Here is a 26,652-nt window from a genome sequence, read left to right as displayed (position 1 = left end):
GTTCGCGCCCCTTACTCCGCCATCAGCCGCCTGAAGCGACCGGGACGTTCACGTCATCCACATTGATGTGTCCCCAGTCGCCGGTGTCGTCGTCCACCACCTCGATGTGGTAGCGGCCGCCGACGAGGTCGGCGGCGTCCCACTCGTATCGGAGGTACTGCTCGCCGTCGGCGCCGGTCCGGGTCCGGACGCGCTCACCGGTGGCGGCGTCGACCAGATCGATGCGCAGGTTGTCGGCGTCTTTCCCGCCGGAGAGCAGGAAGTCGATGCGCCCGTCGCCGCCAAGGGTGAATTCCGCCGACCGCAGGCTGCCGGTGGCACCGTCGCCGCCGGAGTCGGGGTTGAAGCCCCACAGGTGGCACCGGTCGGTCGAATCCCAGGCGTTGGCCTGTCGGAAGGGCCCGCCCCAGCCCCAGTTGGTCGCGTCGGTGACGTGCCCGTCGGTGAACGCGTCGCCCGAGGCGGTCCAGCCCTCCAGGCTGCACGACTCGAAGTCGTGGTTCGCGAGGTCGGCGGTGTCGGTCTCGGGTGCGGGGTCCTCGAAGTGCGACGGGACGGTCTCGCCGTAGATCGAGGACAGGTTCCACACCTTCATGGAGCCCACGGTGACGTCGCCGTCGGCGAAGATCCGCAGGCTGGTCGAGTCGGCCAGGGTCGGGTAGACCCGGGTCGTCATGAGCCGGTCGTCGGCGAAGACCTCCAGCATCGAGCGGTCCACGAAGGCGTGGAAGGTGACCGTGCCGTCGTCCGCGACGGTGAACTCGCCGGAGTGAACGCCCTTGGCCGTGTCGGGGTCGAGGCTGGAGCGGTCCCGGTCGACGGCGTAGGTCGAGGCATCGCGATCGATCGTGAAGCTCGTGCCCTCAGTGCCGTCGCCGCTGCGGCGCAGTTCGACTCCGAGGGAGGAGGCCGACGCCGCGTCCAGTTCGATCTCGACTTCGAGCGTGTCGGTCATGTCCCCTTGGGCGGCTTCGAGAACGGCATTGGCCGCTTCGAGCCCGAGCCCCTGCTCGTCCACGATGGCGCCGCCGCGCAGCGAGGAGAACTCGTCCAGCGGGGAGACGCCGACGGTACCGTCGTCCTTGAGGGCGAGTTCGACCGGCATGCCCATGGTGTGGGCCCAGCCGGCGTCGTAGTGGTCCTGATCGGTGCGTCCGTCCTGGGTGATGGTGAACATGACGCTGCGGCCGTCGGGCGTCACCATGCCTGAGGGTCCGGTGAAGTGGTCGCCGTAGTCGAGCAGCTGCGGCTCCTCGGAGTCGGGGATGAACCGCTTGGCCTCGGCGTCCCAGGTGCCGACCCAGTAGGGGACGGACTTGGAGTTGCGCTCGTCGTAGCGGTCGGGCCAGTGGGCGTTGATGGCGAAGATGTGCTTCTGGTTGCCCTCGGCGTCCTGTCCGACCGGCAGCAGCACCGGCAGTTCCCAGATCTCGCTGCCCTGCGGGTGGTTCGCGAGGTCGCCTTCGAACAGCGGGCCCTCATAGGTCCAGTCGGTGAGGTTGGTGGAGGTGTACAGCAGGGCGGTGCCGCCGACGGCCTCGCCGCCGCCCTCCTGCCGGACCCCGGAGCCGACCAGCTGGTACCAGGTGTCGCCCTCCTGCCACACGAACGGGTCGCGGAAGTGTCCGTATTGGACTTCGAGGCCGTCGCCGACCGGTTGATCCGGGGTCTGGGTGGTGACGATCTCGGGGTACATCTCCCAGTCGGGGAGGTTCCCTTCGAGGGTGGTCGGGGTGGCCAGGCCGGTCTGCTGGAACAGTTCGGCCGAGTCGTTCCCGGCGGTGAAGAACAGGACGGGGTCGCCGTTCTCGTCGTAGGTGGCCGAGCCGGACCAGACGCCGTCGGGCGAGACCGAGTCCTTGGTGGGACTCAGGGCGACCGGGGCGTCCTCCCAATTGACCAGGTCGTCGGAGACCATATGTCCCCAGTGGATCTGGTGCCAGAAGGGCCCTTGGGGATTGAACTGGTAGAACAGGTGGTACTGGCCGTTGTAGTAGAACGGCGCGTGCGGTTCGTTCATCCAGTGTTCGGGCGGCAGGAAGTGGTATTGCGGCCGGTAGCGGTCGCCGTCGTAGCGGGAGCGGTCGTAGCCGGTCTCGGCCTCCGGCGGGTTTCCCTCGCCGTCGAGGCCGGAGGCGTAGGACGCGGCGATCTCCTCGCCGGTCGGGACGGTGCGCGTGATGTCAAGCTCGTCGATCAGGCCGTTGAACATATTGGCACTGAAGGGCCCGACCGGAGCGGCGTCATTGTGCCTTCCGACGATGAGGTCCGCGTCCGCGGCGGCGATGAAGCCGCCCGCCGGGACCTCGGTCGCGGCGATCTGTTCGCCATTGCGGTAGAGCGCGAGGCTTCCGGCGTCGCCGTCGTAGACGCCGACGATATGGGTCCAGGCGTCCTTGGGAAGTTCGGCGCCGTCCGGGCTCGTCAGGCTGTGCCAGGCGGTGCCGTCGCCGATGCCGAAGGTGAGGGTTCCGAAGCGGCCCATGCCGAGTTCGTAGCCCCGGTTGGCGTTCCGGTCCTGCTGATTGACGATGACCGAGGGCTTGCCGCCGTCGCCCCATTCGTAGGAGCGCGGGGCCACCCAGGCCTCGATCGCGAGCGTCGAGCCGGGCACGTGCGCTTCCGAGGCGGGGCGGGTCACCGTGGTCGAGTAGCCGTCGAACAGGAGCGCGCCACCGTGGACACCGCCTCGCCACAGCGGATCGGAGTCGGGTTTGTCGGCGGCGTCGTTGAAGACGTATTCGACGTGGTCGGTCACGCTGGCCCCACTGTCGGCCGCATCGGTGCCGGAGCCCTCGTCGAACGCCCAGTGGGCATCGATGGTCTCGGCGGGCGGATCCGTCGGCGGGTCGATGATCGGGGATTCGTGATAGGTCTGAACCACATCCAGATTGAGGTGCCCGAAGCCGCCGGTCGCGGTGTCGACGGCCATGAGGTAGAGGTCCTCGCCGAGGTATTCCGAGGCGTCCCAGGCGAAGTCGCCGAGCCGCTCAGTGTCCGCGAAGCCGGTGTTGGTGGTGCGCATCAGCTCTGCGTCGTCGCTCGCGCGCATGAGGGCGAGGTAGAGGTTCTCGGGATCGTTGCCGCCGCCGAGTTTGAAGGAGAGGTGGCCGGACCCGCCGAGGGTGAAGCTCTCCGAGCGCATCCGCCCGGTGGCGGCGTCGCCGCCCGAGGCGTAGCCCCAGTAGTGGTACTGGCCTTCGCGCTCGAAGCAGCAGCCCCACCCCCAGTCGGCGGCGTTGCTGACGCCGGCGCTGGAGAAGGCGTCGCCCTCGATGACCTGCCAGCCGGTGAGGTCACCGGTCTCGAAGCCGCCGTTGGGGACCTGGGGTTCGGCGGCGTGGGCAATCGCCACGGTCAGGGTCGCGGCGAGGGCAGAAGTGGCCGCGACCAGGGCGATCGCGGCTCGGCGCCATCGCCTTCGGGGCCCGCCCGATAGGATTGCGGGCAAGGGGCTTGTACGTAGCATCGTTGCTCCTGATTCCCACCCCGTTGCAGCGGGGTGTGTCTCGACCGCTCACACGGTCAGATGTCGGTCGGACCGCCCTTCGGCGTGGCTGCGCCTTCGGGCGGACCGACCGACCCTCGTTCCACCAGCGGGCATGGTTCCAAAGTGGTGCCCGCGGCAGTCTCCTCCTGATTCTCGTCGTCTCGGTTCGGCTTGCCGCGTTCGATGTCGGCGATGAGCAGGGCGGCGGCGCGGCGGCCCATCGCGTAGTGGGGCAGGGCCACCGTGGTCAGGCCGGGTTCGAGTTCGGCGGCGACGAGCTCCTGGTCGTCGTAGCCGATCACGGACACGTCGCCGGGGATCGCGAGCCCGAGCTTGCGGGCGGCCCGGTAGGCGCCCATGGCCATGCGGTCGTTGTAGCAGAACAGCGCGGTGGGTCGGTCGGGCCGCGACAGCAGTTCGCGCGCGCCGCGCTCGCCGCCGGCACTGTCGGCGTGGTCCGTCCAGATCAGACTCTCGTCGAACGCATCTGCCTCGGTCAAGGTGCGCCGGAAGCCCTCCAGGCGGAGCCGCGCGGCGGGGACGTCCTCGGCCTCGGTGATGTGCCCGATGCACCGGTGACCGGCTTCGAGCAGCCGCCTGGCGGCGGTCCGGCCGCCCTCGACCTCGTCGGGGACGACGGCGGCCGTCCCGTCGGTCCCGGTTTCGGAGTCGAGCACCACGACCGGCCTGTCCCGCAATGCCTCCGGCACCTCGACTACGCGGTGGTACATGGTGGCGTAGAGGATCCCGTCGACCTGGCGCGACAGCATCACCTCGATGGCCGCAGCCTCCATCGCCGACGAGCCGGCGGTGTCGATGAGCTCCACCAGGTATCCGGCCTCCCAGGCCGCGTCCTGGACGCCCTGGATCATGCGTCCGGCATAGGGCGTGGTGACGATCTGGTCGGAGATCATTCCGAGGGTGTGGGTCCGCTGCGTGCGCAGGCTGCGGGCCAGCCGATTGGGGGTGTACCCCAGCTCGGCGGCGGCCTCGATGACGCGGAGCCGGGTCGGCTCGGAGACGCGGGCGCCCTCAGAGTTGTTGAGCACCAGGGAGACCACGCCGGGAGAGACCCCGGCGAGACGGGCCACGTCCTTGATCTTCGGGCGCACACCGAACCTGCTCTCGCTGTCGAACCGTCTGCTAAATCGATTTATCAGATCGATGGATAGATCATCGGCTATCCAGACGGGCGAAGTCAACCCCGGTTTACCGAACCGTTATCGCAGGGCGCCCATGGCATTGCCGTAGGTATCGAGCAGGCTCGGAAATGACGCTGGCCGGGGCCGGGACGCCAAGACGGTCCGGCCCGGCACACGTCCGCCGGCAGATTGCCCCAGGAAGGTCAGCCGAAGGCGCTCCCGCCCGACGGGTGTCCGCCCTGGAAAACTCCCACCGGGTGAATATGTGTCCGCCGTCTCAGGAAATCGGACTTGCGGCTGACGTAGCGTCAGCCAATACCGTCGATGGAGTCCTGAACGGAACGCACCGATGAGTTGAGGAGAGCGATGCGCACCTGGTCAACCGCCGAGGTCGCCCGCATGACGGGCGTGACCGCGCGAACCCTGCGTCACTACGACGCGATCGGGCTCCTGGAGCCCGCGGCGACCGGGCACGGCGGCATCCGCCATTACGGCGAGCCGGAGTTGCTGCGCTTGCAGCAGATCCTATTGCTGAAGCGCCTCGGACTGGGGTTGGACGTCGTCGCCGAGATCCTTGACGGCGGCCTCGCCGAAGTCGAGGCGCTCAAGCGCCATGCCGATCAGCTGCACGTGGAGCGACGGCGCCTTGATCTGCTGTCCGCCACCGTCGATGCGACCATCCGACAACTCGAAGGAGGCCAGGAAATGGCACCCGAAACCTGGTTCGACGGCCTTGACGCCGGAAAGCAGGCCCAATACGAAGCCGAGGCCCGCAGCAGGTGGGGCGACGCGGTCGTGGACGCCGGAGAGGAGGCGATTCGAGCCATGACGCCCGAGGAGCGCACGCGGATCCCCGCGATCTTCGCGGACCTCCACCGTCGACTCGCCGAACTCCGAGAGGGAGGCGCCGGCGCGGACAACGCGGGCGTCCAGGCGATCGTCGGCGAGCACTACCGCTTCATCGAACGCCTCTGGGGCACCGAGCCGACCGCCGAGGCCTACAAGGGACTCGGCGCGCTCTACACGGAGGACCCGGCGTTCGCCACGACCTTCGACGAGGTGGCCATGGGCCTCGCGAGGTATCTGCGAGAAGCGATGGACGCCTACGCCGAAGCGAACCTCGACTAACCAGGAAGGGACGGCGGCCGAGCGCCGCCGTCCCGCCCGGCCTGCTCCAACCCCAACCCGAACTCGTGCCTCTGCCTCCAATCGGCGCGCCACTTCGACGAGCTCCGCGATCGCTGGTCGGCGGAACTGGGGCCGGGCCGCATGCACGCCCTCCAAACGGATCTCCGCAAGCTCACCCCGGAGAACCCGTTCCGGCTCGACACCGCAGGGTGGCTCACCGGTCCCGCCGACTGACGCCTATTCGGGTGCTTGGACGCTCTCGGCCTCCTGCGGGCGGCGGGCGCGGCGAGCGCGACGGACGCGCCAGATCACCACGAGCACCACCCCGGCCAAGAGCGCGAACGGCAACACCACGCCGAGCGCGATGGACAGTGCCACAAGGAAGGTCAGCAATCCGCTCAGACCGGAGCCCAGTCCCTCCAGGAAGTTCCCCGGGCCGCCATAGCCCGCCTCTTCCTCCTCGGGTTCGGGAGTGCTGGCGATGAACGTGATCGTGGAGTAGTCGACGCTGTCCTGGAGCCCCTCCAGCTGCGCCTCCAACGAGGCGACCTCGGCCTCGCGCTCGGCCAATTCCGACTCAAGATCCAAGATGGACTGAATAGACTCCGCGTCGTCCAACAGCGCTCGAACCCGTTCGAGGCTGGCACTCTTCGTGGCAATGGCGGCCTCAAGGTCGACCGCCTGTCCGGTGACGTCCTCGGTATTGACTGTCCGAGTGACCTCCTCGTGTGCCAACGCCACGAGCTCGTCCATGGCCTCCTGGAACTGCGCGGACGGGATGCGAACCACCAGCTCCACCCGGGTCCAGTCGTCTGCCCCCTCCCGCGCATCGGAGGTCACGAAGCCGTCGTACGACTCCGCCGCCGCCCAGACCCCCTCGGCGACCCTGATCGGATCGGGATCGACCGTCTCGACGGACGCGGTATAGATCAGGTCCCGCTGCTCGGCGACGTCCAGCGGTTGCTGTTCCTCCTCGGGGGCGGCATTATCTTCTGCCTCCATCTGACCCAAGCCCTGAGCTGCAACACCCCCGTCCTCGCCTCCGCTTTCGGAACAGCCGGCCATGAGGACGAGTGCGGCCAAGAACGCCGCGGGGATACTGAGGAGTCGCATGATATGCCTCGCAAGGGGTGTCGGGATCCAAAACGGATCGATTTCCGAACTCTCAGCATGGAGCCACGACGTCACGCCGCGATCACGCTGAGCTCTCACGAAGGCGCCGAACAATAACGAATCAGAGCACATCGCAACGATGATCGAGCCGCGTAATCACCCGCGCCCCTTCGAGATTTCCCTGATCAGCGCTTAAGCAGTGCGCGCAGCAAAGGCTCAACTTCCGTGCCGCGAGGGAAATCGCTGACCTCCCCGGCGCCGACCTCGACCAGCCGCCACCGGCCGTCGGCCCGCTGGACCAGGTCAGTGGTCACGAACGGGGATTTGAACTCCCCCATCGCCTCGGCGACCTCGTCCAGCTTCGGATCGACCACCGCACCGGCATGGTCCGGATGCGGACCGATCACCACCGGAGCCCCACGGACCCACCAGATCCGCGCCTCGGCCGCCGGCCCATCCACCCCTCCGAAGTCCTCGAACGACCGCAGCACGATCCCACCCGCCAGATCCGATCCCTGCCGCTCGATGAAGCGCCGCACCACGGCTTGGAATCCCGCCAGATCGGCCAAGTCCTCGATGAAGAAGGCGTCGGGCTCATGCTTGCGAGACTTGACATAGTCCTTGATGATCGCCGCTCCCTCCGGAAGCGCCGCAGCCAAACCGGCCAGCTCCTCATCGGAGGGAACCTGGCTTCCCGACATCGGCATCCACACGCTCTTCGGCGTGAGGTCCGCAAAGTTGTCGAACCATCCCGGAAGCTCATGCGCGGCCCGGTACTCGGCCGGCTCGGTCATCAACCGAACCCCGCGATCGTCGAGGCTGCGGAACAGATCCGCATACCGTTCGGCACCGATCATCCATCCTCGATACCACACCTCGCCCAGGTCGCGCGGAACCCGGGCGACCGCCCGATCGGTCTCGCCGCGTATCAACGCATCATGGTCGATCAGGGCGACCACCCCGCCAAGATCACGCGCAACCTGCGCCTCGGCCGCAAAATGCTCATCGGCCCGACGAGGCCGCAACATATCGGCGCAGTACAACAAACCGGAAACCATCCGAGAACGATACTGCGCCAGAGGTGACCTCGGCGATCTCCAGAGGCCGATTCAGCCAACGCGAAGGCACGTGGGAGATTGCGGAGAACATCACTGGAGGTTCCTGATGCACATCGACAGCGCCGACCGACCTCAGATCATCGCGTTCGCCGGTCTGCCCGGCACCGGGAAGTCGACCCTGGCAGAAGCGCTCGCGCGTGTCTCGCGGGCACCGGTTTTCGCCGGCGACTGGCTGATGGGGGCGCTCAAGCCGTACCGCGTGTTCGACGGCATGGATCAGCCGACCTACGTCGCGCTCTACAACGGCTTGGTCGAGTCACTGGTGGCCCGGCAGCTGCTGCTGGACCAGTCGGCGATCACCGACAGCGTCATCGACGACGGGACGGCCGAGCGCTGGGGGCGGCTCGCGGCCGAGCATGACGCCGAGCTGCGCGTCATCGAGTGCGTGTGCAGCGACGTTGAGCTGCACCGGACGCGGGTCGAGGGACGGAAGCGGAACATTCCCAACTGGCATGAGATCGACTGGGAGCACGTGGAGCGCATGCGCGCCGAGTTCCCACCCCTGACCGTCGACCGGCTGACTGTCGATGCCGTCGAGTCGATCGAGGTCAACCTCGGCAAGATCCATGACCACCTCGCGGCGCCTTCACAGGTAGGACGGCGCTGACTCAAGGACGTCCCGAGGGTTCGGGCGGGCGACGAGCGGCCCGGCGGAACCCTCGGGACTTCTTTTCAGCGCCGGATTCGGCGGAAGTGGTCTATTGCGGATTGGGCTGCTCGGGTGTGGCGGACGAGGCCTGGGTTTGGTTTGAGCTTGCGCAGCGTGGTTTTGCGGCGGTGCAGGGACTTTTCGAGCCAGTCTTGCCACTCGGCGGTGGCTTCGATTCTGGCGACCGTTTCGGGGCTCCAGAGTGGCATGGGGCGGTTGCGGCCTCTTCGGTACGGGTTTCTGCGGTGGGATTCGGGTGTAGGGAGGAATTTGCGGATGGCGGTGTCGGTCCAGCCACGGGTTCGGAGGATCGGTTGGGTGACCCACGTGGCGGATCGGGGATGGCGCGGCCGGGGCGGTGTTGCGTTGGGGTACTTGCGTTCTCCGTCGGGATATCGGGAGAGTCGGTCGCGCTGGTCGCTGCGCTGCGGGCGGTTCGTGTCGGCCGGTGTCCGCATGGAGCAGCGATCGTGCTCGTTGTCGTCCAGCCATACCCGCGTATCGGGTTTCGGTCGGCAGGTGCCCTGCTTCGATTGGTTGCCCATATTGCCCCCATTCGTAGTTCCGTTGCCGCAGAGCTTAGTTACCGACCGGTAGTAAGCGTCGGAGACACGCCAGGGTGAATCTTCTGCGCTAGATGACGCGGTTCGCGTTGGCGTAGAGGTTCATGGTGTCGGCTCTGACGAAGCCGGCGAGGGCGAGGCCCGATTCCTCGGCGAGGTCGGCGGCGAGGGAGGACGGGGCCGAGACCGCTGCGAGGGCCGGGATTCCCGCCATGACGGCCTTCTGGGCGAGTTCGAACGAGGCTCTCCCCGAGACCATCAGGATGGTCTGCCGCAGTGGGAGTCTGCCGGTTCGAAGGGCCCAGCCGACGACCTTGTCCACCGCGTTGTGGCGGCCCACGTCTTCGCGGATTGCCAGGAGGTCGCCTTCGGCGCTGAAGAGGCCGGCGGCGTGGAGGCCCCCGGTCTTGTCGAAGACCTTCTGGGCGGCTCGGAGCCGGTCCGGAAGGGCTGCCAGGACTTCGGCTTTGAAGGTCGACAGGTCGTCGGTGAGGTCCCAGGTGGATTTGGTGCGGACGTCGTCCAGGGAGTCCTTGCCGCAGATGCCGCAGGCGGAGGTCGTGGTGAAGTTCCGTTTCGCGGATGGCGTCGGGGCGGATACGCCTGGGGCGAGGGTGATGTCCAGGAGGTTGTAGCTGTTCTCTCCGGTCTCGTCTTTCCCCGCGCAGAAGCGCATCGTGGTGAGATCGGCTTCGGCGGTCACCACGCCTTCGGAGACCAGGAATCCCGCTGCCAGATCGAAGTCGTCTCCTGGCGTGCGCATGGTGACCATGAGGGATTCGCCGCCCACGCGAAGTTCGAGCGGTTCCTCGACCGCCAGCGTGTCGACTCGTTCGGTGCGGGCGCCGGCGGTGATGCGGGTGATCTTGCGGCGGGCGGTGACTCGTCCCATCGGTCTGCTTCAGCTCTCCTTCAGGTCCGGGGTGCTCTTCTGGTTGTGGGCCGGCTCGGAGGGGCCGGTGGCGGCGCCGCTGTCGGGCTCGAAGCGGATCACAATGGATTTGGAAGTGGGGGTGTTGCTGATGTCGGCTACCGAATCGAGCGGGACGAGCACGTTCGTTTCGGGGTAGTACGCGGCCGCGGAGCCGCGGGCGGTCGGGTAGTGGACGATCTTGAAGTGCGGGGCGCGTCTGTCGCCGTCGGACCATTCGCTGACGAGGTCGCAGTGGGCACCGTCTGGGAGGCCGAGTTCGACGGCGTCGTCGGGGTTGACCAGGACGACCCTCCTGCCGTGGTGGATGCCTCGGTAGCGGTCGTTGAGTCCGTAGATGGTGGTGTTGAACTGGTCGTGGCTGCGGAGCGTCTGGAGCAGGAGCCGGCCTTCGCCGACCTCAGGCGAGGTGACTTCATTGACGGTGAAGTTGGCTTTGCCTGTGGCCGTGGGGAAGACACGTTCGTCCCTGGGGGCGTGGGGTAGCGCGAAGCCGCCGGGTTCGCGGGCCCGGACGTTGTAGTCCTCGAATCCGGGGACGACGCGTTCGATCCGGGTTCGGATCCGGTCGTAGTCGGCGGCGAGCGCTTCCCAAGGGACGTCGTCGTTCTCGCCGAAGACCTTGCGTGCCAGGCCGGTGATGATGCCGATCTCGGAGCGCATCCGGTCGCTCAGCGGCGGGACCTGGCCCGTCGAGGAGTGGACGATGCCCATCGAGTCCTCTACCGTCACGAACTGCTCGCCACCGACTTGGACGTCGTGGTCGGTGCGGCCGAGGGCCGGGAGGATCAGGGCCCGGGTGCCGGTGATGACGTGCGAGCGGTTGAGCTTGGTCGAGACGTGGACGGTCAGGCGGCACCGGCGCATGGCCTCCTCGGTGGCGGCAGTGTCGGGGGTGGCGGCGACGAAGTTGCCGCCCATGGCGAAGAAGACCTTGACGCCGCCGTCGCGCATCGCTCGGATGGTGTCGACGGTGTCGTGTCCGTGCTCCCGCGGCGGCTCGAACTCGAATTCGGTGCCGAGCGCGTCGAGGAAGCGATCGGGCATTCGCTCCCAGATGCCCATCGTCCTGTCGCCCTGGACGTTGGAGTGACCGCGCACCGGGCACACGCCCGCGCCGGGCTTGCCGATATTGCCCCGCAGCAGCAGGAAGTTGACGATCTCACGAATGGTGGGGACGGCGTGCCGGTGCTGGGTCAGGCCCATCGCCCAGCAGACCACGATCTTGTCGGCGCCCAGCACCATGGCGAGGAGTCGTTCGATTTCGACCGCTGTCAAACCGGAGTGGCGGACGGCTTCGGCCAGCGCCGCGTCGTCGTCACCGGCACTGTGGTGCGCGGCGAGGTCTTCGAAACCGTGTGTGTATTCGTCGATGAAGTCTCGGTCGATCGCGCCTTCGCCGGCGCGCAGCAGCATCCGGTTGACGGCGCTGAACAGGGCGAGGTCGCCGCCGACCTTGATCTGGAGGAACAGGTCGGTCAGTTCGGTGCCGCGTCCCGCGAGGCCGCGGGCGGCCTGTGGGTTCTTGAAGCGCTGCATGCCGGCTTCGGGGAGCGGGTTCACGGTGACGATGCGAGCGCCGGCCCGTTTGGCCTTTTCGAGGGCGGTGAGCATGCGGGGGTGGTTGGTGCCGGGGTTCTGGCCCGCGACGATGATGAGATCGGCGGCCCAGAGGTCTTCGAGGCTGACGCTGCCCTTGCCGATTCCGATGGTCTCGCTCAGCGCGGAGCCGGAGGATTCGTGGCACATGTTGGAGCAGTCGGGGAGGTTGTTCGTGCCGAACCTGCGCGCGAACAGCTGGTAGAGAAATGCGGCCTCATTGCTGGTGCGTCCCGAGGTGTAGAAGGCGGCACCGTTCGGGTCGCCAAGTGCGGCAAGCTCTTCGGCGATCAGGTCGAAGGCCCGGTCCCAGCTGACGGCCTCGTAGCGCTCGGCCCCTTCGGCGAGGTACATCGGGTGGGTGAGCCTGCCTTGCCGGCCGAGCCAGTATCCGGATTTGTCGGCCAGGTCGGCGACGGGGTGGGCGGCGAAGAACTCGGGGCCGGCGGTGAGGCGGGTGCCTTCCTCCGCGATGGCCTTAGCGCCGTTCTCGCAGAATTCGGCCGGGTGGCGGTGGCCGGGTTCGGGCCAGGCGCAGCCGGGGCAGTCGAATCCGCCGACCTGGTTGACCGTCCGCAGGAGTGGGAGGCCGCGTTTGACTCCGGCTTGGGAGCCGACGAAGCGCACCGAGTTGACTACGGCCGGAATCCCGACCGCCTCGTGTTTCGGCGCGCGGACCTTCGGGTTTCCCTGGTCGGGGTCGCGCCCGAGTTCCTTCGCCATGTTTCGATCTCCTTGTCCCGAACCTCGCCTTCGAGGCCGCCCTCACCGCCGATCGTATCCGCAGGATCCGGCCCACGCGGCCATGGCGAGAGGATCGGTTTGCGGGCGCGAAGTAACGTGGTGGAGGCGCCCGGCGTCACCCCTCGAATGCTTGGAGTTCGCGAACGTGGGCCTTCTCTTTGAGATCATCGGCTTCCTCTCCGACCTGATGGGACTGTCGTTTCGCGACGAATTCCCGCGGCTGCGTGCCCGCAGGGCCCTTCGGCGCGCCGTCCGCAGGGCCGTCAATACGGTCGCGGCGACGGCCGGATCGCAACGCGGCGACCTCGCCTCCCATCTCAAGGTCGCGCTCGCCGGCCTCCGTGAGGACGACTTCGTCGACCCCTACGGCAACCTCCTCCTGCGAGACAGCCTCGCCCGGCGCCTGGGCGAGCTGGAACGCATCGCCCCGCAGCCGTCCGCCACCAAGGTCGCCCGAGCATTGCATGAGGCGATCCTGGAGGAGATCGGCCGTCAGGGCTACTCCGGCAGCACCCTGGAGCACCTCAATACCCGCGTCCAGGACGTGCGCCGGGCCCACATCGAAGCCGCCGCCCATAATTCCGAAGTGGACTTCTCTGGAACCGTCTTCGGTCTCCCCGTCTCCGACGAGCCGGTGCTCGGTCGCGAAGGCGACATCGCGGAACTGCTCGACCACTGCCGCATGGCGGCCGGCGCCACGATCGTGTGGATTCACGGCGCCGCCGGCTCCGGCAAGACGACCCTCGCTGCCGAGCTCGCCCGCAGGCTCGACGACGGCGCCGGCCTTGCCGTGCCCTTCGTGCGGCTGCGCGGCGCGTCAAAGGAACTCGACGGCACCACCACGGTGACCGATCCGCAGCGCATCCTCGCCGATCTGCTGCGCCGCTACGATGTCGCCGGTGCCGACCGGCTCTCCGAGAGCGAAATGCGCGCTCGTTGGAAGACCGTGGTGGGCCTGCGAAACGTGCAGGTCATCGTGCTCGACGACGCCCGCGACGCCGACCAGATCGAACCGTTCCTGCCCGGCGACGGCCACTGCGTCCTCATCGTCACGAGCCGGGCCAACCCGCCCGGCCTGCTCGCCCGGCGCCTGGCGATCCCCTCGGTCTCGATCGACGCGATCGCCGCCCACGCCACCGCCCTCGACGGACGGGACGCCGCGCTGGTGAGCCGCCTGGCCCGGGAGATCTCCCAGACCCCGCTGCTGCTCCCGCTCCTGCGCTCGCTCAGCTCCGACCCCGACCAGCTGCTCGGCGGGCTGCCTCCCGAGATCCTCGGCGCCGACCCCGCCGCCGACGATCTGGTGGACATCGCCCACCGCCTCGTCATCGACGGCCTCACTCCCGAGCTGCACCGCTCGCTCTGCCTGCTCGCCGGGCAGCCTGGATTCCGCCTCACCGCCGCAACCCTCGCCGCCCTCGATCAGCTCGAGTCCGGGGAGGCCGCCGCCCGTCTCGCCGCGCTGGCCGAGGTCGGGCTGTTGAAGCCGGGCCCCGAAGATTCGTACGGTTTCCACGACCGGACGGTCGCCTTCGTCAGCGCCGATCTCAGTGCGTACGTCGGCGAGACGGAGCTGCGCGGTGCCCGCCTGCGTCTGCTGGTCCACCAGCTCGCGCACATGCGGGCCGTCCATGACCGCTTCGACGATTCCCAGGGCCGCAACCTCCACCCGGACTCGGACCGATTGCACCTGACCGCCGACGAGGCCCAGCACTGGCTCACCACCGAGCGCCGCAATCTGCGCGAGGCCCTGCGCTTCCACAGCGACTCCCAGGACGTGACGACCCTACGGGTTCTCATGGAGCTGTGCGGGCTCGCCGGGGTTCCCCTACTGCGCCTCGGCTACACGCGCGACGCGGAACTGGCCCTGTCCAGCGCCGTCGATATCGCTGTGGCGCTGGGTGACCGTCCGGCCGAGGCCGAGTCGAGGCGCGCGCTCGGCGGCCGGGTCTTCCGCATGTTGGACCGCTACGCCGAGGCCGAACGCGAGCTGGGGAAGGCGCTCGACTTGTTCGAGGAGCTGGACGACCTCGAAGGCCAGGCCAACACCCGTTGCGGCCTGGGACATGTGGCGCGCCTGGACGAGAACTGGGACGTCGCCACCGACCAGCTCAAGCGGGCACGCAAAGGCTACATAGAACTGGGACTCGACCGGGGCGAGGCCGACTGCCTGCTCGGACTGGCCGAGGTCGGCATGCTCCGCGACGATCCGGACCTTGAGGAGTCGTTCGCGCTCTACCGCCTCGCCGGGCGGCTATTCCAGGACCACAGCGACATGCACGGCGTCGCCGAATCATGCTGGGGCCGGGGCGAGATCGCGCGGATGCGGGGAGACCTCGCCGACGCTTCGCGGGACTACGAATCCGCACTCGAACTCGCCCGTCTCACCCACGACCAACTCGTCGAGGGTGAGACTCGGCGCGGGATGGGATACCTCGCGCTCGCCGAGGGCCGCCCCGCGGACGCACTGCGGCACTTCGGTGCCGCCACCGAACTGCACCGGCGCATCATGGACCCGGTCGGCACCGCCGATGCACTTGCGGGCCAAGGCGAGACACTATTGCTTCTCGGCCGGACCGCGGAGGCCGGAGACCCGCTGAAGGAAGCCCGGAAACTGTACAGTGGGATCGGGCATAGCCATGCCGCGCGAATGCGGCAACTGTTGCTGGACAACGGACTGGCCGAGCCCGGCGAGGCGAAGGCCAGATGGCGAAGGCGCGATCGGAAAGACGAATACACCTATGACTGACGGCTATGTGATCTCAGACGACCCGGAGCGCCTCAATCTCGACTGGGTTCACCAGGTCCTCTCGACCGACACCTACTGGGCGCCCGGCCGCCCGAAGGAGCGCATCGTCCAAGCCGTCGAGAACTCCATCTGCTACGGCGTCTACGACGATTCGGGACGCCAGGTGGGATTCGCGCGACTGATCACCGACCGCACCGTCTTCGCCTGGCTCGGCGACGTCTACATCGACCGGGCGGTCCGCGGCGAAGGCCTCGGAAAACGCCTGGTCGCACACATCCTGCGGGACGTCGAGGCGATGGGATTGCGCAGGATCATGCTCTCCACCGACGACGCCGAGGAGCTCTACCGCAAGTTCGAGTTCGAAGGACTCGACAGCGAGGGCATGACGTGGATGCAGCGGTTGTGGCCCGACAACCTCTAGGCGCCTGACCCCATGTCCACGCACGATGAGCCGGTATCGATCCGGCAAGGAACGCCCGCGGATGCCGACCGGGTCTACGAGATCTTCGCGGCCGCCCGCGCCGGGATGCGCTATCTTCCGCAGCTCTACACCGACGACCAGGTGCAATGGTGGGTCAGGGAGGTCATGGTCCCCCGTTCGGAGCTGTGGATCGCCGAGCTGGACGGGCGGGCGGTCGGCTTCGCCGCGTTGCAGCAGGATTGGCTCCATCATCTCTATGTCGACCCCGCCGCGCAGGGCCGCGGCGCCGGTACCGCGCTGGTCGAGCAGGTCAAACGGTGCCGCCCACACGAACTGAACCTGCACGTGTTCGAGCCGAATACCGGTGCCCGCAGGTTGTACGAGCGTCACGGATTCGTTTCGGTGTCCATCAGGGACGGATCCCAGAACGAGGAGGGCGTGCCCGACGCGCACTACCGTTGGCGTCCGGCCTCCGGAACGGTCTTAACTCGGTTGAGCGCGTGGGTACTCCGGCGGAATACTCGCTGAATGACCTTTGATACCGCCTACCACGGCCCGCTCGGCGAGGAGTTCGCCGCCCATTCTGAACAGAGCTCCTGGAACGCCTACATCGATCGCCCGGCGATGCTCGAACTGGCCGGTGATGTGACCGGTCAGCGCGTTCTCGATATCGGCTGCGGCCCTGGTCATTACGCTGCCGCACTAATCGAACGCGGGGCCGAGGTCGTCGGTGTCGACGGCAGCGAGGTGCTCCTCGCGCACGCCCGAAAGCGGCTCGGCGAAGGCGTCGAACTGCTGCGCCACGATCTCGAAGCACCCCTGCACTTCGCCTCCGACGCTTCGTTCGACGCGATCGTCTGCGCCCTGGTGTACCACCACATCCACGACCGGAAGCAGCTCCTCGCCGAATTCCTCCGCGTCCTGAGGCCCGGCGGACGGCTGCTGCTATCCACGACCCACCCGAGCGCCGACTGGCGCTGGGCGGGCGGCTCGTACTTCTCCCAGGACTGGATCGACCTCCCGAGTGCGAGCGGCAAGCTGTCGATCCACTACCAGCGCATGACCGTCGAGTCGCTGCTCGGCGAATTCCTGGGCGCCGGCTTCGTGCTGGAGCGCCTGGTGGAACCGCAACCGTCAAAGGCACTGCGCGAAGTCGATCCGGCGGCCTTCGACAAGCTCAACCAGAAGCCGTCGCTCCTGGCACTCCGGTTGCGCCGCACCTAAATCTCACGGGAGACCGGTTCCCGTCATGAGCCACGTCACTGGATGGATTCCGCATGTGGTTTGTAGCTCGATGAACTCGGTGTCGAAGTACGCCTTGGCAAGCCCTTCGATCAGCTACCGCAGATCGAGCCGGGCCGGGTCGGGACCTTCAGCGTCTCGGTGGGCGGCGACGCGATCGAGGCCGACATCTGGTTCCGCGCGTTCGGGGTGCGCACCAATTCGGGATTCCTCACGGGTCGGGAGATCGGGGCCCTGAACCACAAGGGGCAGTTGTCGGTGACTCCGCGGCTCAATGTCGAAGGCCACCGGCACATCTACGCCATCGGCGACCTGACCGACGTGGCCGAGGCCAAAATGGCCGGTTTCGCGCTGCTCCATGCCGCCGTCGTGGCCGAGAACATCATCGGCCAGATCGGCGGGGAGGAGCCGAAGGCGGAGTACCAGCCCTCCCCCATCCCGGCGGTGCTGCTTCCGCTCGGCCCCACCGGCGGCGTCGGCCAGTTCCCGACGCCCGAGGGGCCGAGCCTGCTGTCGGTCGAGGACGTCATCGCCTGGAAGGGCGGTGACCTCCTGAGCGGCAGGTTCGCCGAGCTGTTCGGCACCGCCTGATTCGATCGGGTTTCACAACGCCCGTCGCGTCCGGAACCTCCGAATGCGGCGGGCGTTCGCGTGTTCGGATAAGAAGCTCAGGCCGAGGCCTGGGCGCGGTCGCCCTCGCCGAAGACCTTCGGCACCTCGTTGTCCGTGATCACTCGGGACAGCAGGGACGCCAGCAGCTCGCGTTCGGACTCGCTGAGGCCGTAGGCGAGGTTGTCAACGTGCTGGACGGTGCTGGCGTGCATCCGCTCGGCCACGTCGGCGCCCTCCTCGGTCAGGGCGACCAACTGCGCCCGCCCGTCCGAGGGGTCGGGCACGCGGTGCACCAGTCCGCGCTTGGCGGTGCGGTCGACCAGGCCGGTCAGGCTCGACTTCGCCAGTCCCAGGACCCCGGCGAGATCGCACATGCCGCGCGGGCCGGCGATGACCAGACACATCAGCTGCGCCTGTTGGGAGGTGATCCCGTAGTCGCGGACGGCGTCGGCATAGGCGGCATCGACCAGGAACCTGGTGCGCACCAGCGCGGTCGGCAGCCCCATCGGCTCATCTACGTCCTCGCCCATGCCGCAAGAATACTGCGTTCGGGCCGAGCCCGCCGGTGTCGTTCCTCATCTCGGCTGCGGCGATGACCTGCCGCATTTTCTCTCCGTAAGGTGTCCGTGACTAGCGAATACTTAGTTTGTATAGACGCGCAACTATTGACATGGCCCGATTTGCCTGGAAACATGGGCGCAATGTCCCGCTCCGGTTCCCGGTGCCGGGACCACCGGCAACCAAACTCTATGCGCCACGGAGTATCCATACCCGGCACACCTCCCTGGCGTGATGAAAGGGCGATCTCCCTTGAGACGCAGAAAACCGAAACTTCTCATCACCATCATGGTCGCGGTGACCGCGCTCGTCGCGGCCTTCGCCGCACAGACCGCCTTCGCCGACCCGGAAGACCGGGGTAACGGCAACGGGAACGGCAACGGCAACGCGGAGCAACTCACCGCGGAAGAGATCGTCGCCGAGATGCAGCCCGGCTGGAACCTCGGCAACACCCTCGACTCGACCGGTGACGACGAGACCTCCTGGGGCAACCCGATGGTCACCGAGGAGCAGCTCGAGGCCATCCGGGCCGAGGGCTTCAAGAGCATCCGCATCCCCGTCACCTGGAGCCAGCACCAGGGCGAAGGCCCCGATTACACGATCGACGCCGACTACCTCGCCCGCGTCCAAGAGGTCGTCGACTGGGCGCTCGAAGACGGCTTCTACGTCATGATCAACATCCACCACGACTCGTGGCAGTGGATCAATACAATGCCGACCCAGCACGACGAGGTGCTGGCCCGGTACAACGCCACCTGGACCCAGCTGGCCGAGACCTTTGCCGACGCCCCGCCGGAACTGGTCTTCGAGAGCGTCAACGAGCCGCAGTTCGACGATGTCGAGGACGCCGAGAGCCACGAGCTCCTCCACGAGCTCAACACCTCGTTCCACGAGATCGTCCGCGCCTCGGGCGGCAACAACGACAGCCGAGTGCTGATCCTGCCGACCCTGCACACCAGCGCCGAGCAGGTGCACCTCGACCCGCTGCTGGAGACCATCCAGGGCCTCGACGACCCGAACATCGCAGCGACCGTCCACTACTACGGCTACTGGCCCTTCAGCGTCAACATCGCCGGCTACACGACGTTCAACGAGGAAGTCCAGCAGGACATCATCGACTACTTCGATCGCACCAGGGCCACCTTCGTGGACAACGGCATCCCGGTCATCCTCGGCGAGTGGGGCCTGCTCGGCTTCGACAAGAACACCGGCACCATCGAGCAGGGCGAGAAGCTCAAGTTCTTCGAATACCTCGGCTACTACGCGAACGAATCCCAGATCACCACCATGTGGTGGGACAACGGCCAGCACTTCGACCGCGAGACGTTCGAATGGCAGGACCCGGACCTGTTCGCGCACGTCGCCACCGCCTGGACCGAACGCTCCGGCACCGGCTCGACCGACCAGGTCTTCCTGCGCACCGGCGAAACTCCCGCGGCGCAGACGGTGACGCTGAACCCGAACGGCCAGGCCTTCGAGGGCCTATACAACGGGGACACGGCTCTGGCCGAGGGCACCGACTACACCATCTCCGGCGACGAGCTCACGCTCTCTGCCGAGCTGCTGGCGTCGCTGGCCGGCGACGGCTCGCTCGGTGAGCAGGCCGTCCTGGAGGCCCGGTTCTCCGGCGGGGTCCCGTGGAAGCTCCACGTGATCAACTTCGACACACCGACGGTGGCCGACGCCTCGGGCACCACCGCCGAGCTGGCGATCCCGACCGAGTTCAACGGCGACCAACTGGCCACCATGGAGGCCGCCTACGAGGACGGAACCGCCGCCGGTCCCCAGAACTGGACGACCTACAAGGAGTACGACGTCGCATTCCTGCCCGACGAAGAGGCCGGGCAGGTCGTTCTGCCCGAGGCGTTCTTCGCCGAGGTCAACGACAACTCCACGGTCAACCTGACGTTCCACTTCTGGAGCGGCGAGACCGTGTCCTACACGCTGACCCGCTCGGGCAGCACGGTCACCGGCTCGGCCGGCTGACCATCGGCCCCTGATGGGGCGCAGTCCTGCAGGGGCGCCGTCGTTCGCGACGGCGCCCCTGCTTTGTGCCGTGGAGGCGGAACGCGGGGTTCGGAGAGCGGCAGCGAGTCTGCATCGAGGCGCGAGGCACGGTCCGGGTGCGTCGAGCGGGAACGGAAGGTGCGCACGGGCCGCAGGCGCAGAAGGTTCCGGCCAAGTGCGACGTGAAAGTCCTGGTTCGGTGTGACAATGGCCGAGTGACCGGACTGCGCATTGTCGAGGTAGAGCCGCCCGAGCTGGCGGCGGTCCATCGTGACCTGTTGACGCCCAACTTCCCGCCCCATGAGCTCGGCCCCGAATCGGACCTCGTCACCGAAGTCGAGGACGGCACGGCCAGCGCGCTGGCCTCCGTCGATGCCGATGGGAACCGCGAGGGGGTCGCCGTGGGGCATTGGGATGCCGCGCATCGGGTCTGGCTGCTGTCGCATCTGGCCGTCGATCCCGCGCGCCGGGCGGGTGGGGTCGGCGGGCGACTGCTGGATGCGGTCGTGGAGCGGTGGGCGAAGAGCTCGCGACCTTGCGCGGTCCTGGCCGAAGTGGAGCATCCGGCTTCAGTCCCGGGCAAGCCGGCGTGGGGCGATCCGCGGCGGCGTTTCGAGTTCTATGTGCGGCATGGGGCGAGGGTGCTGAACCTGCCGTACTTCCAGCCGGCGTTGGGCAAGAAGGCCGAGCGCGCTTACGGAATGCTTTTGGTGGTGCTGCATCTGGACCGGGAGTTCCAGCTAACGGCGGACCGGGTGTCGCCGGTGCCGGTCCGCGGGTTCCTGGAGGATTACTTCCGGTCGAGCGAGGGCGGGCTGCCGGACGACCCGGCGGGCTTGGCGTTGCTGGCGTCGACGGAGCGGCCGGGCGGGATCGAATTGATCGATCCGGCGACCACTCCGATCGGCCATCTCCCCCGCTCGCACGCGTAGTTCGGGGGGTCAGCGCGGCTTCAAGACGCTGAACGCCTCGGTGACGAGGGCGTCCAGGTCCTCCGTCCCGTCGCCGGTGGCCGGGGACGAGGAATTGGCCCGGAAGCTGTGGGACCGTTCGGAAGAGCTGGTCGGCGCCTCGGCTCGTTGAGCGAGAGAGGACGTTGCGGGGCGGACCCCCTCCGGGCCGCCCCGCAACGCGTTCATGCGGCGGCTATCTCCATCGACCGCTCGATCCAGCCGCGCTGTCTTCTACCGGGCGATGGATATTCATCGCGCCCGGTCAGGCGCCGATCCATTCCTGCGGGCCGCCGTACTCGCCCAGCAGCGCCGGGACGTCCTCGGCCGCGTCCAGGGTGTACTCGTAGAACTCGCCGGGGTCGAAGGCCTCGCCATTGGTCTCCTGCCTACCGGTGCAGTCCACGCAGATGCTGCCGCTCTCGCGCAGCTGCGCCGCGTCGGACTCGACGTAGTACGGGTCCTTCACGTTCTCGAAGTAGGAGTTCTCCAGGACCATGCTGGTCGCGCCGCGGGAGAGGTTGCCGTAGCTGGAGATGTTCTCCAGGTAGTTGTTGTACAGGTGGGCGTACTCCACATTGTCGGTACTGGGGTTGCGCTGGCTCGTGTCGTGGATCCAGTTGTGGTGGATGGTCATCCGCGCGGTGACGTTCTCGGTCCAGCCGATGCCGAAGGACTTGTTTCCGTCCCCGATGACGTTCCAGGAGACCGTCAGGTCCGTGGTGTCCTTGCGGCTGTCGATGAGGCCGTCGTTCATCCGCTCGATCCGGTTGTGGTCGATCCACACGCCGGTCGCGCCGTCCATCTGGATGCCGTCGAAGTCGAACTCCTTGTCGTCGGGGTCGTCCTCGGGCATCTGGGTGTCGCGGATGGTGAGGTTGCGGATGATGACGTTGCTCGACCCCTCCAGGAAGAAGCCGCCGCCGACGATCTCGCCGCCGGTGCCCGCCCCGATGATGGTCTTGTTCGAGCCGACGCGGATCTCGGTTCCCTTGGGGCTGATCTCGAGTGCGCTGTCCACGACGATCACGTACGGCTCCTCGGCCGCCGCGTAGGTCTCCAGGTCGGCCTGGCTAGTGGCGGTGACGGTCTCGCCGCCCTCGCCTCCGGTGGTGGCGGCGCCGAAGCCCTCCAGCGCGTCGACGCCGGGCGGCAGCTGCGCCGCCGCACCGTGGTCGCCCTGGTCCTCGGTGGCGGCCTGTGCCGGGAACGTCGCCACTGCCGCGAGCGCACCCGCGGCGAGTCCGAGGACCGAGGTCAGGACGACCACGGTGCGGCGCTTGGAGCGCGGGGGGCGATCCGGTACGCGAGAGGCGGATGTATCGCTGTGCGATGTCATGTTTTCCTCCATTTTCTTGGTTATGACAAACCATGAAACTAACCTCAGTTTGACATACGTCGATATCCCTGGGGCTATGGCGTCCGACCTGCGACGGGCCCTAATGTAGGGCGCAGCCGCGCTCGCCCCGCGCCGGGCAGCCGCGTACGCTCGATGCGCACCTGCTGGCGCCACAGACGAAAAGAGTCCCTCATGCCCATGCTCGAAATCCGTCGGCACAGCAAGCGAAGCGGCGACGAGGCCGTCCACCTCTCCCAAGAGGGGGTCGAGCTCGCGCGGTGGGCCGGAACTCTCATGGGACCCTTCGAGTTCGTGGCCAGCAGCGTCGCCCCGCGGGCCCGCGAGACCGCCATCGCCATGGGATTCGCCGTCACCACCGAGCTGCCCACACTCCAGAACGTCAACGCCTTCCTCGCCGAATCCCAGTCGGCCGCTTACGATGTCGGCGCCCCCTTCACGCGGTTGGCGAGGCTGGTCCACCGCCGGGGAAGCGCCGTCTGCGATTACTCGTATGCCCTTGCGGGGCAATGGAGCGGGCTGCTCGCGAAGTTGAGTCCGGGCGACTCGGGGATGATCATCGGCCATGGCGGGCACCTCGAATGTGCGCTCATAGCCCTGTTCCCGGACGCCGACTACGACGAGTGGGGCAACCTGTTCGACTACATGGAGGGCGCACGGCTGCACTACGACTCCGCTTCGGGCAAGTTCCACGACTTCGAGATCGTGCGCATGTAGCCCGAACCCGGACGGTTCCGGCCAGGTTCACCACGTCGGGATCGTTCGAAGGCAACCCGCCCGCTTGGGGTTCGGATGCTTGGAAATGGGGTTGTCGACGCGGCGGGGCGGTGGTTGAATTCGCGCCATGCCCACTACCGGCCAACTGCTGGCGTTCCTCGCCGCTTCGACCATCATGATCCTCATCCCCGGACCCAGCGTCATGTTCGCCATCGGACGGGCCCTGTCCTACGGGCGCCGCAAAGCGATCCTCGGCGTGATCGGCAACTCGCTCGGCGTCTTCTGCACCTCCGCTCTCGCGGCGGTCGGGCTCGGCGCGGTCATCCAGCAGTCGGCCCTGGCGTTCGCGATCGTCAAGTACGTGGGCGCGGCCTACCTGATCTTCCTGGGTGTCAAGGCGCTCCGCGACCGCAAGGGCGCACTGACCATCCCCGACGCCGACCAGCGCGGCGCCGGGCGCACGGCCATGTCGATCTTCGAAGGATTCCTGGTCGGGGTCCTCAATCCCAAGGTCGTCTTGTTCTTCGTGGCGCTGCTGCCGCAGTTCGTCAATCCGGGCGCCGGATCGGCGACGCTCCAGATGCTGCTGCTCGGCGCGATATTCGGCGCGATCGCGATGCTGCTCGACACCGGATGGGTATTGGTGGCCTCCGCCGCGCGCGACAAACTGCGGGCCCCGCGCGCGGGACGCATCCTCAATGGCGTCGGCGGGACCTCGCTCATCGGCCTCGGCGTCGCCGCAGCCGCTGGTGAGCGGGCCTGACCAATGGGCGTGCGGCAAAGCGCGAGGTAGGTTTCTCTGATGTTCTCAACCGGGCAACTGCTCGCCTTCACCGCCACCGCGCTGGTCCTCATCGTGATCCCCGGACCCAGCGTCATGTACGTCGTGGGCAGGGCGCTGGCCGCGGGGCGGCGCCAGGCGGTCCTGTCGGCGATCGGAAATTGCGCCGGTGAGTTCACGGCCGCGGTGCTCGCCGCGATCGGGCTGGGCGCACTGCTCCAGCAGTCGGCCCTCGCCTTCGGCATCGTCAAGTACGCCGGGGCCGCCTACCTGATCTACCTTGGTGTCAAGGCGCTGCGCGGCCGCAAGCAGGAGTCCGACGAGGCCGAGATCGAACCGGTCGGCCGTCGACGCACGACGGCGATGATGTTCGAGGGTTTCCTGGTCGGCCTGCTCAACCCCAAGTCGATCCTGTTCTTCGTGGCGCTGCTGCCGCAGTTCGTCAACCCGGGCGCCGGATCGGTCACCATGCAGATGCTGATCCTCGGCGGCATCTTCGCGATCCTCGCGGGCGTGTGCGACTCGCTGTGGGCGCTGGCCGCTTCGGCCGCCCGCAATATGCTGAGCGCCCCGCGACCCAAGCGCATCCTCGCCCACATCGGCGGGACTTCCATGATCGGCCTCGGCGTCGCGGCGGCCGCCGGCGATCGAGCCTGAGACCGGCGAGAGGTGCGGCGGCCTGGTGCCTGCGTCACCCGGGGTCGGGCGTGTTCGCCGTACGGACCCCCAGTTCGCAATAGTGCCCGGGTGGTGTGACGGTCGGTTCGCGGTTCGCCCGATTCTGGCCTAGGCTGTGGCCCTGAGCGATTGGAGCCGCCTCATGTCCGTATTCCCCGCTGAAGTCCTCGAACGGTTCTCCGGAGCCGGTGTCGATCTCGAAACGCTCTTCTCCGCCGGTGAGCTGGGCGAACGCATGGACATCAAGGTCACGCACGCCGAACCCGAGCGAATCGTGGCCACTATGAAGGTCGAGGGCAATCGGCAGCCGTACGGGCTGCTTCACGGCGGGGCGTCGGCGGTGATCGCCGAGACGCTCGGTTCGGTCGGTTCGATGCTGCACGCCGGACCCGGCAGGATCGCAGTCGGCGTAGACCTCAACGTGACGCATCACCGAGCCGTCCGCTCCGGCACGGTCACCGGCGTGGCCACCCCGATCCATCTTGGACGATCGACCGCCACCTACGAGATCATCGTCTCGGACGAGGAGGACCGCCGCATCTGCACGGCCCGGCTCACCTGCCACCTCCGCGACGCCTGACCGGAGCGCTTGTCCCACAAGCGGTCACGCCGATTGCGAGCGCGGGCGGCTCGCGTTAGCGGACCCCTGCCTCTCCAGGATGACCGGACGGGACACCAGGTCCCGCCCGAATCACGCCTTCGTCGACCTCAGAGTCATCACCGTGATGTCCGGCGGCGCGGCAACCCGCATCGGCGGGCCGTTCGTGCCCGCCCCGTTGGTGACGTACAGCCGCGTGTCCCCGTACTGGCCCATGCCGCTGACCTGGAGGTCGCGCATCCGGGTGAGGATGTGGATCGGCCACATCTGGCCGCCGTGCGTGTGGCCCGACAGCTGGAGATCGACGCCCCAGTCCACGGCCCGCACGACGAAATCGGGCTGGTGGGCCATGAGGACCGAGGCCCGTTCGGGGTCCCGATCCGCCAGCGCGGCTTCGAGATCGGGGCCGACCTCATCTGTCAGGTGGCGTTGCTCCACGATCAGGTCGTTGACGCCGGCGAGGTCGAAGCCGGGCAGTTCGACGCGGGTGTTGGGCAGCGGGATCATGCCCAGTTCCTCGACGCGTTCGTACCAGGAGTCCGCGCCGACATAGTGTTCGGCGTTGCCGGCCACGAAGTAGGCGCCGTCCCGGGAGGCGAGGCGGGCGAGGGGTTCGGTGGCATCGCGGAGCTGGTCGGCCTCGCCGCTGGCGAGGTCGCCGACGAAGGCGATGAGGTCGGGTTGGGTGCGGTTGATCTGGTCGACGACGCGTTCGCAGTAGCCGCGCCCGCGGATCGCCGAGAGGTGGGTGTCGCCGACGACGGCGATCCGGTACCCGTCGAAGGTCCGGTCCAGGCGGGAGATGGGGACGGCGACGTCTTTCAGGGTGGGGGTGCGGTAGCCCTCGATCAGGCCGTATCCGGTGGTCGCCGTCGCTGCGACGGCGACGCCGAGCCCGATGGCACGGGAGACGAATCTGCGGCGGGTGGGTCCGGAGCCTGCGTTCGATTCGGGTGGAACGGTCGTGACGGGGTCGGGTTTCCTGGGCGGGGGTTTCGATTCGGCGGCCGCCGGTTCCGCGGCGGGGTCGATGCCGGACTCCTGCGGCCCGGTGCCCGCGAGTGCGGCGACCGGCTCGGGGGCGAATTGCGTTCCGGCCTTCGGTGGTTCGGCGGGCACCGCGGATGCCATTGGCGGTTCGGCACGCAGAGTCGTCTCCGCGTTCTCTGCGTTCCGGTGGCGGCGCAGCAGCCACCAGCGCAGGGGCTCGGCCACCACGAGGAACCCGAGCAGATACATGAAGATCCCGAACCAGATCCAGCCGGGCCATCCGAGGAATTCCTGCGTACCCATCGGGACCGACGAGGGCACGAAGAACCGCGCAGCGAGGCCGAAGGCGGCCAGGACCCCCAACCCGATGGCCCCGATCGGTCGCCAGCGTGAGCCGGGCCGGGTGGTGTCGCGGAACAGCCGCCACCACACGTATCCGTGGAGCACGGTGAAACCGACGGTGACGGCGAGGAATCGGACTACGAACCAGAAGAATTCCATTTTGTCGCCGGTCG

The 26,652-nt window shown here is 67.8% G+C and carries 22 protein-coding genes and 1 pseudogene; 13 read left to right on the top strand and 10 right to left on the bottom strand.

The genetic code is table 11. The features are described from left to right. Positions 1–22: 22 nt before the first annotated feature. Both FAB82_RS15830 and FAB82_RS15825 read right to left on the bottom strand, forming a co-directional pair. Positions 23–3,451, bottom strand: a complete 3,429-nt coding sequence (locus FAB82_RS15830; RefSeq protein WP_136535510.1) for a GH32 C-terminal domain-containing protein — start codon at positions 3,449–3,451, stop codon at positions 23–25. A gap of 74 nt (positions 3,452–3,525) precedes the next feature. Then, on the bottom strand, positions 3,526–4,602 hold the full coding sequence (locus FAB82_RS15825) for a LacI family DNA-binding transcriptional regulator (protein ID WP_136535509.1): 1,077 nt from the start codon (positions 4,600–4,602) through the stop codon (positions 3,526–3,528). A 396-nt stretch (positions 4,603–4,998) separates the two neighbouring features. Here FAB82_RS15825 and FAB82_RS15820 point away from each other — a divergent pair, with 396 nt between their 5' ends. Further along, positions 4,999–5,760, top strand: a complete 762-nt coding sequence (locus FAB82_RS15820; protein WP_136535508.1) for a MerR family transcriptional regulator — start codon at positions 4,999–5,001, stop codon at positions 5,758–5,760. A 237-nt stretch (positions 5,761–5,997) separates the two neighbouring features. Here the strand turns inward: FAB82_RS15820 and FAB82_RS15815 are convergent, their stop codons facing one another. After that, entirely contained in the window at positions 5,998–6,873 is an 876-nt protein-coding gene (locus FAB82_RS15815; RefSeq protein WP_168801625.1) for a DUF4349 domain-containing protein, read from the bottom strand. Between the two features lie 185 nt (positions 6,874–7,058). Beyond that, a complete protein-coding gene (locus FAB82_RS15810; protein WP_136535506.1) occupies positions 7,059–7,931 on the bottom strand; it encodes an ATP-grasp domain-containing protein in 873 nt (290 codons plus the stop codon). Between the two features lie 106 nt (positions 7,932–8,037). Between FAB82_RS15810 and FAB82_RS15805 the strand changes: the two genes are divergently transcribed. After that, a complete protein-coding gene (locus FAB82_RS15805) occupies positions 8,038–8,598 on the top strand; it encodes a P-loop nucleotide/nucleoside kinase family protein (protein WP_136535505.1) in 561 nt (186 codons plus the stop codon). A gap of 675 nt (positions 8,599–9,273) precedes the next feature. On the opposite strand, the gene fdhD is transcribed toward FAB82_RS15805, so the two are convergent. Then, positions 9,274–10,095 (bottom strand): formate dehydrogenase accessory sulfurtransferase FdhD, encoded by an 822-nt coding sequence (gene fdhD / locus FAB82_RS15800; RefSeq protein WP_136535504.1) that lies wholly within the window; start codon positions 10,093–10,095, stop codon positions 9,274–9,276. Between the two features lie 9 nt (positions 10,096–10,104). Continuing rightward, complete coding sequence (locus FAB82_RS15795; protein WP_136535503.1) at positions 10,105–12,456, bottom strand: FdhF/YdeP family oxidoreductase; 2,352 nt, start codon at positions 12,454–12,456, stop codon at positions 10,105–10,107. A gap of 166 nt (positions 12,457–12,622) precedes the next feature. Here FAB82_RS15795 and FAB82_RS15790 point away from each other — a divergent pair, with 166 nt between their 5' ends. The 5 genes and pseudogenes from FAB82_RS15790 to FAB82_RS15770 form a co-directional block, all read left to right on the top strand. After that, positions 12,623–15,226, top strand: a complete 2,604-nt coding sequence (locus FAB82_RS15790; RefSeq protein WP_168801624.1) for a tetratricopeptide repeat protein — start codon at positions 12,623–12,625, stop codon at positions 15,224–15,226. Continuing rightward, a complete protein-coding gene (locus tag FAB82_RS15785) occupies positions 15,219–15,647 on the top strand; it encodes a GNAT family N-acetyltransferase (RefSeq protein WP_136535501.1) in 429 nt (142 codons plus the stop codon). The genes FAB82_RS15790 and FAB82_RS15785 overlap by 8 nt, the downstream gene beginning before the upstream one ends. Positions 15,648–15,659: 12 nt before the next feature. Continuing rightward, entirely contained in the window at positions 15,660–16,175 is a 516-nt protein-coding gene (locus FAB82_RS15780; protein ID WP_136535500.1) for a GNAT family N-acetyltransferase, read from the top strand. Beyond that, positions 16,176–16,871, top strand: coding sequence for a class I SAM-dependent methyltransferase (locus FAB82_RS15775; protein ID WP_136535499.1), 696 nt, complete (start codon positions 16,176–16,178; stop codon positions 16,869–16,871). 84 nt (positions 16,872–16,955) lie between these two features. Further along, positions 16,956–17,480: pseudogene (locus tag FAB82_RS15770) on the top strand (FAD-dependent oxidoreductase); the annotation flags it as partial. Between the two features lie 77 nt (positions 17,481–17,557). On the opposite strand, the gene FAB82_RS15765 reads toward FAB82_RS15770, so the two are convergent. Continuing rightward, positions 17,558–18,031, bottom strand: a complete 474-nt coding sequence (locus tag FAB82_RS15765; RefSeq protein ID WP_211116628.1) for a MarR family winged helix-turn-helix transcriptional regulator — start codon at positions 18,029–18,031, stop codon at positions 17,558–17,560. A gap of 262 nt (positions 18,032–18,293) precedes the next feature. Between FAB82_RS15765 and FAB82_RS15760 the strand changes: the two genes are divergently transcribed. After that, complete coding sequence (locus tag FAB82_RS15760) at positions 18,294–20,045, top strand: cellulase family glycosylhydrolase (RefSeq protein WP_136535497.1); 1,752 nt, start codon at positions 18,294–18,296, stop codon at positions 20,043–20,045. 236 nt (positions 20,046–20,281) lie between these two features. Beyond that, positions 20,282–20,998: a GNAT family N-acetyltransferase gene (locus FAB82_RS15755; RefSeq protein WP_136535496.1), complete on the top strand. Its 717-nt coding sequence runs from the start codon at positions 20,282–20,284 to the stop codon at positions 20,996–20,998. 9 nt (positions 20,999–21,007) lie between these two features. On the opposite strand, the gene FAB82_RS15750 is transcribed toward FAB82_RS15755, so the two are convergent. Continuing rightward, a complete protein-coding gene (locus FAB82_RS15750) occupies positions 21,008–21,205 on the bottom strand; it encodes a hypothetical protein (RefSeq protein WP_136535495.1) in 198 nt (65 codons plus the stop codon). A 76-nt stretch (positions 21,206–21,281) separates the two neighbouring features. Continuing rightward, positions 21,282–22,355: a pectate lyase family protein gene (locus FAB82_RS15745; protein ID WP_136535494.1), complete on the bottom strand. Its 1,074-nt coding sequence runs from the start codon at positions 22,353–22,355 to the stop codon at positions 21,282–21,284. Between the two features lie 192 nt (positions 22,356–22,547). Here FAB82_RS15745 and FAB82_RS15740 point away from each other — a divergent pair, with 192 nt between their 5' ends. The 4 genes from FAB82_RS15740 to FAB82_RS15725 all read left to right on the top strand — a co-directional run bounded on the left by FAB82_RS15740 (position 22,548) and on the right by FAB82_RS15725 (position 25,129). Next, positions 22,548–23,090, top strand: coding sequence for a histidine phosphatase family protein (locus FAB82_RS15740; protein WP_136535493.1), 543 nt, complete (start codon positions 22,548–22,550; stop codon positions 23,088–23,090). A 127-nt stretch (positions 23,091–23,217) separates the two neighbouring features. Continuing rightward, positions 23,218–23,853, top strand: a complete 636-nt coding sequence (locus FAB82_RS15735) for a LysE family translocator (RefSeq protein ID WP_136535492.1) — start codon at positions 23,218–23,220, stop codon at positions 23,851–23,853. Positions 23,854–23,892: 39 nt separating this feature from the next. Next, entirely contained in the window at positions 23,893–24,528 is a 636-nt protein-coding gene (locus FAB82_RS15730) for a LysE family translocator (protein WP_136535491.1), read from the top strand. A 163-nt stretch (positions 24,529–24,691) separates the two neighbouring features. Then, on the top strand, positions 24,692–25,129 hold the full coding sequence (locus tag FAB82_RS15725) for a PaaI family thioesterase (RefSeq protein WP_136535490.1): 438 nt from the start codon (positions 24,692–24,694) through the stop codon (positions 25,127–25,129). 111 nt (positions 25,130–25,240) lie between these two features. Here FAB82_RS15725 and FAB82_RS15720 read toward each other — a convergent pair whose 3' ends face one another. Next, on the bottom strand, positions 25,241–26,638 hold the full coding sequence (locus tag FAB82_RS15720) for a metallophosphoesterase (protein WP_136535489.1): 1,398 nt from the start codon (positions 26,636–26,638) through the stop codon (positions 25,241–25,243). Positions 26,639–26,652 lie beyond the last annotated feature (14 nt).

This window comes from Glycomyces buryatensis (genome assembly GCF_004912275.1).
Taxonomy (GTDB): Bacteria; Actinomycetota; Actinomycetes; order Mycobacteriales; family Micromonosporaceae; genus Glycomyces; species Glycomyces buryatensis.
Note: the sequence above shows the minus strand (reverse complement) of the source record. Positions and strands in the feature narration are given on the sequence as shown.

Bases quoted from the DNA above. Each gene is read 5' to 3' on its own strand.
- FAB82_RS15820 (WP_136535508.1), top strand. From the start codon at position 4,999: ATGCGCACCTGGTCAACCGCCGAGGTCGCCCGCATGACGGGCGTGACC.
- FAB82_RS15815 (WP_168801625.1), bottom strand. From the start codon at position 6,873: ATGCGACTCCTCAGTATCCCCGCGGCGTTCTTGGCCGCACTCGTCCTC.
- FAB82_RS15810 (WP_136535506.1), bottom strand. From the start codon at position 7,931: ATGGTTTCCGGTTTGTTGTACTGCGCCGATATGTTGCGGCCTCGTCGG.
- FAB82_RS15805 (WP_136535505.1), top strand. From the start codon at position 8,038: ATGCACATCGACAGCGCCGACCGACCTCAGATCATCGCGTTCGCCGGT.
- fdhD (WP_136535504.1), bottom strand. From the start codon at position 10,095: ATGGGACGAGTCACCGCCCGCCGCAAGATCACCCGCATCACCGCCGGC.
- FAB82_RS15795 (WP_136535503.1), bottom strand. From the start codon at position 12,456: ATGGCGAAGGAACTCGGGCGCGACCCCGACCAGGGAAACCCGAAGGTC.
- FAB82_RS15785 (WP_136535501.1), top strand. From the start codon at position 15,219: ATGACTGACGGCTATGTGATCTCAGACGACCCGGAGCGCCTCAATCTC.
- FAB82_RS15780 (WP_136535500.1), top strand. From the start codon at position 15,660: ATGTCCACGCACGATGAGCCGGTATCGATCCGGCAAGGAACGCCCGCG.
- FAB82_RS15775 (WP_136535499.1), top strand. From the start codon at position 16,176: ATGACCTTTGATACCGCCTACCACGGCCCGCTCGGCGAGGAGTTCGCC.
- FAB82_RS15765 (WP_211116628.1), bottom strand. From the start codon at position 18,031: ATGGGCGAGGACGTAGATGAGCCGATGGGGCTGCCGACCGCGCTGGTG.
- FAB82_RS15760 (WP_136535497.1), top strand. From the start codon at position 18,294: ATGAAAGGGCGATCTCCCTTGAGACGCAGAAAACCGAAACTTCTCATC.
- FAB82_RS15750 (WP_136535495.1), bottom strand. From the start codon at position 21,205: ATGAACGCGTTGCGGGGCGGCCCGGAGGGGGTCCGCCCCGCAACGTCC.
- FAB82_RS15745 (WP_136535494.1), bottom strand. From the start codon at position 22,355: ATGACATCGCACAGCGATACATCCGCCTCTCGCGTACCGGATCGCCCC.
- FAB82_RS15740 (WP_136535493.1), top strand. From the start codon at position 22,548: ATGCCCATGCTCGAAATCCGTCGGCACAGCAAGCGAAGCGGCGACGAG.
- FAB82_RS15735 (WP_136535492.1), top strand. From the start codon at position 23,218: ATGCCCACTACCGGCCAACTGCTGGCGTTCCTCGCCGCTTCGACCATC.
- FAB82_RS15730 (WP_136535491.1), top strand. From the start codon at position 23,893: ATGTTCTCAACCGGGCAACTGCTCGCCTTCACCGCCACCGCGCTGGTC.
- FAB82_RS15725 (WP_136535490.1), top strand. From the start codon at position 24,692: ATGTCCGTATTCCCCGCTGAAGTCCTCGAACGGTTCTCCGGAGCCGGT.
- FAB82_RS15720 (WP_136535489.1), bottom strand. From the start codon at position 26,638: ATGGAATTCTTCTGGTTCGTAGTCCGATTCCTCGCCGTCACCGTCGGT.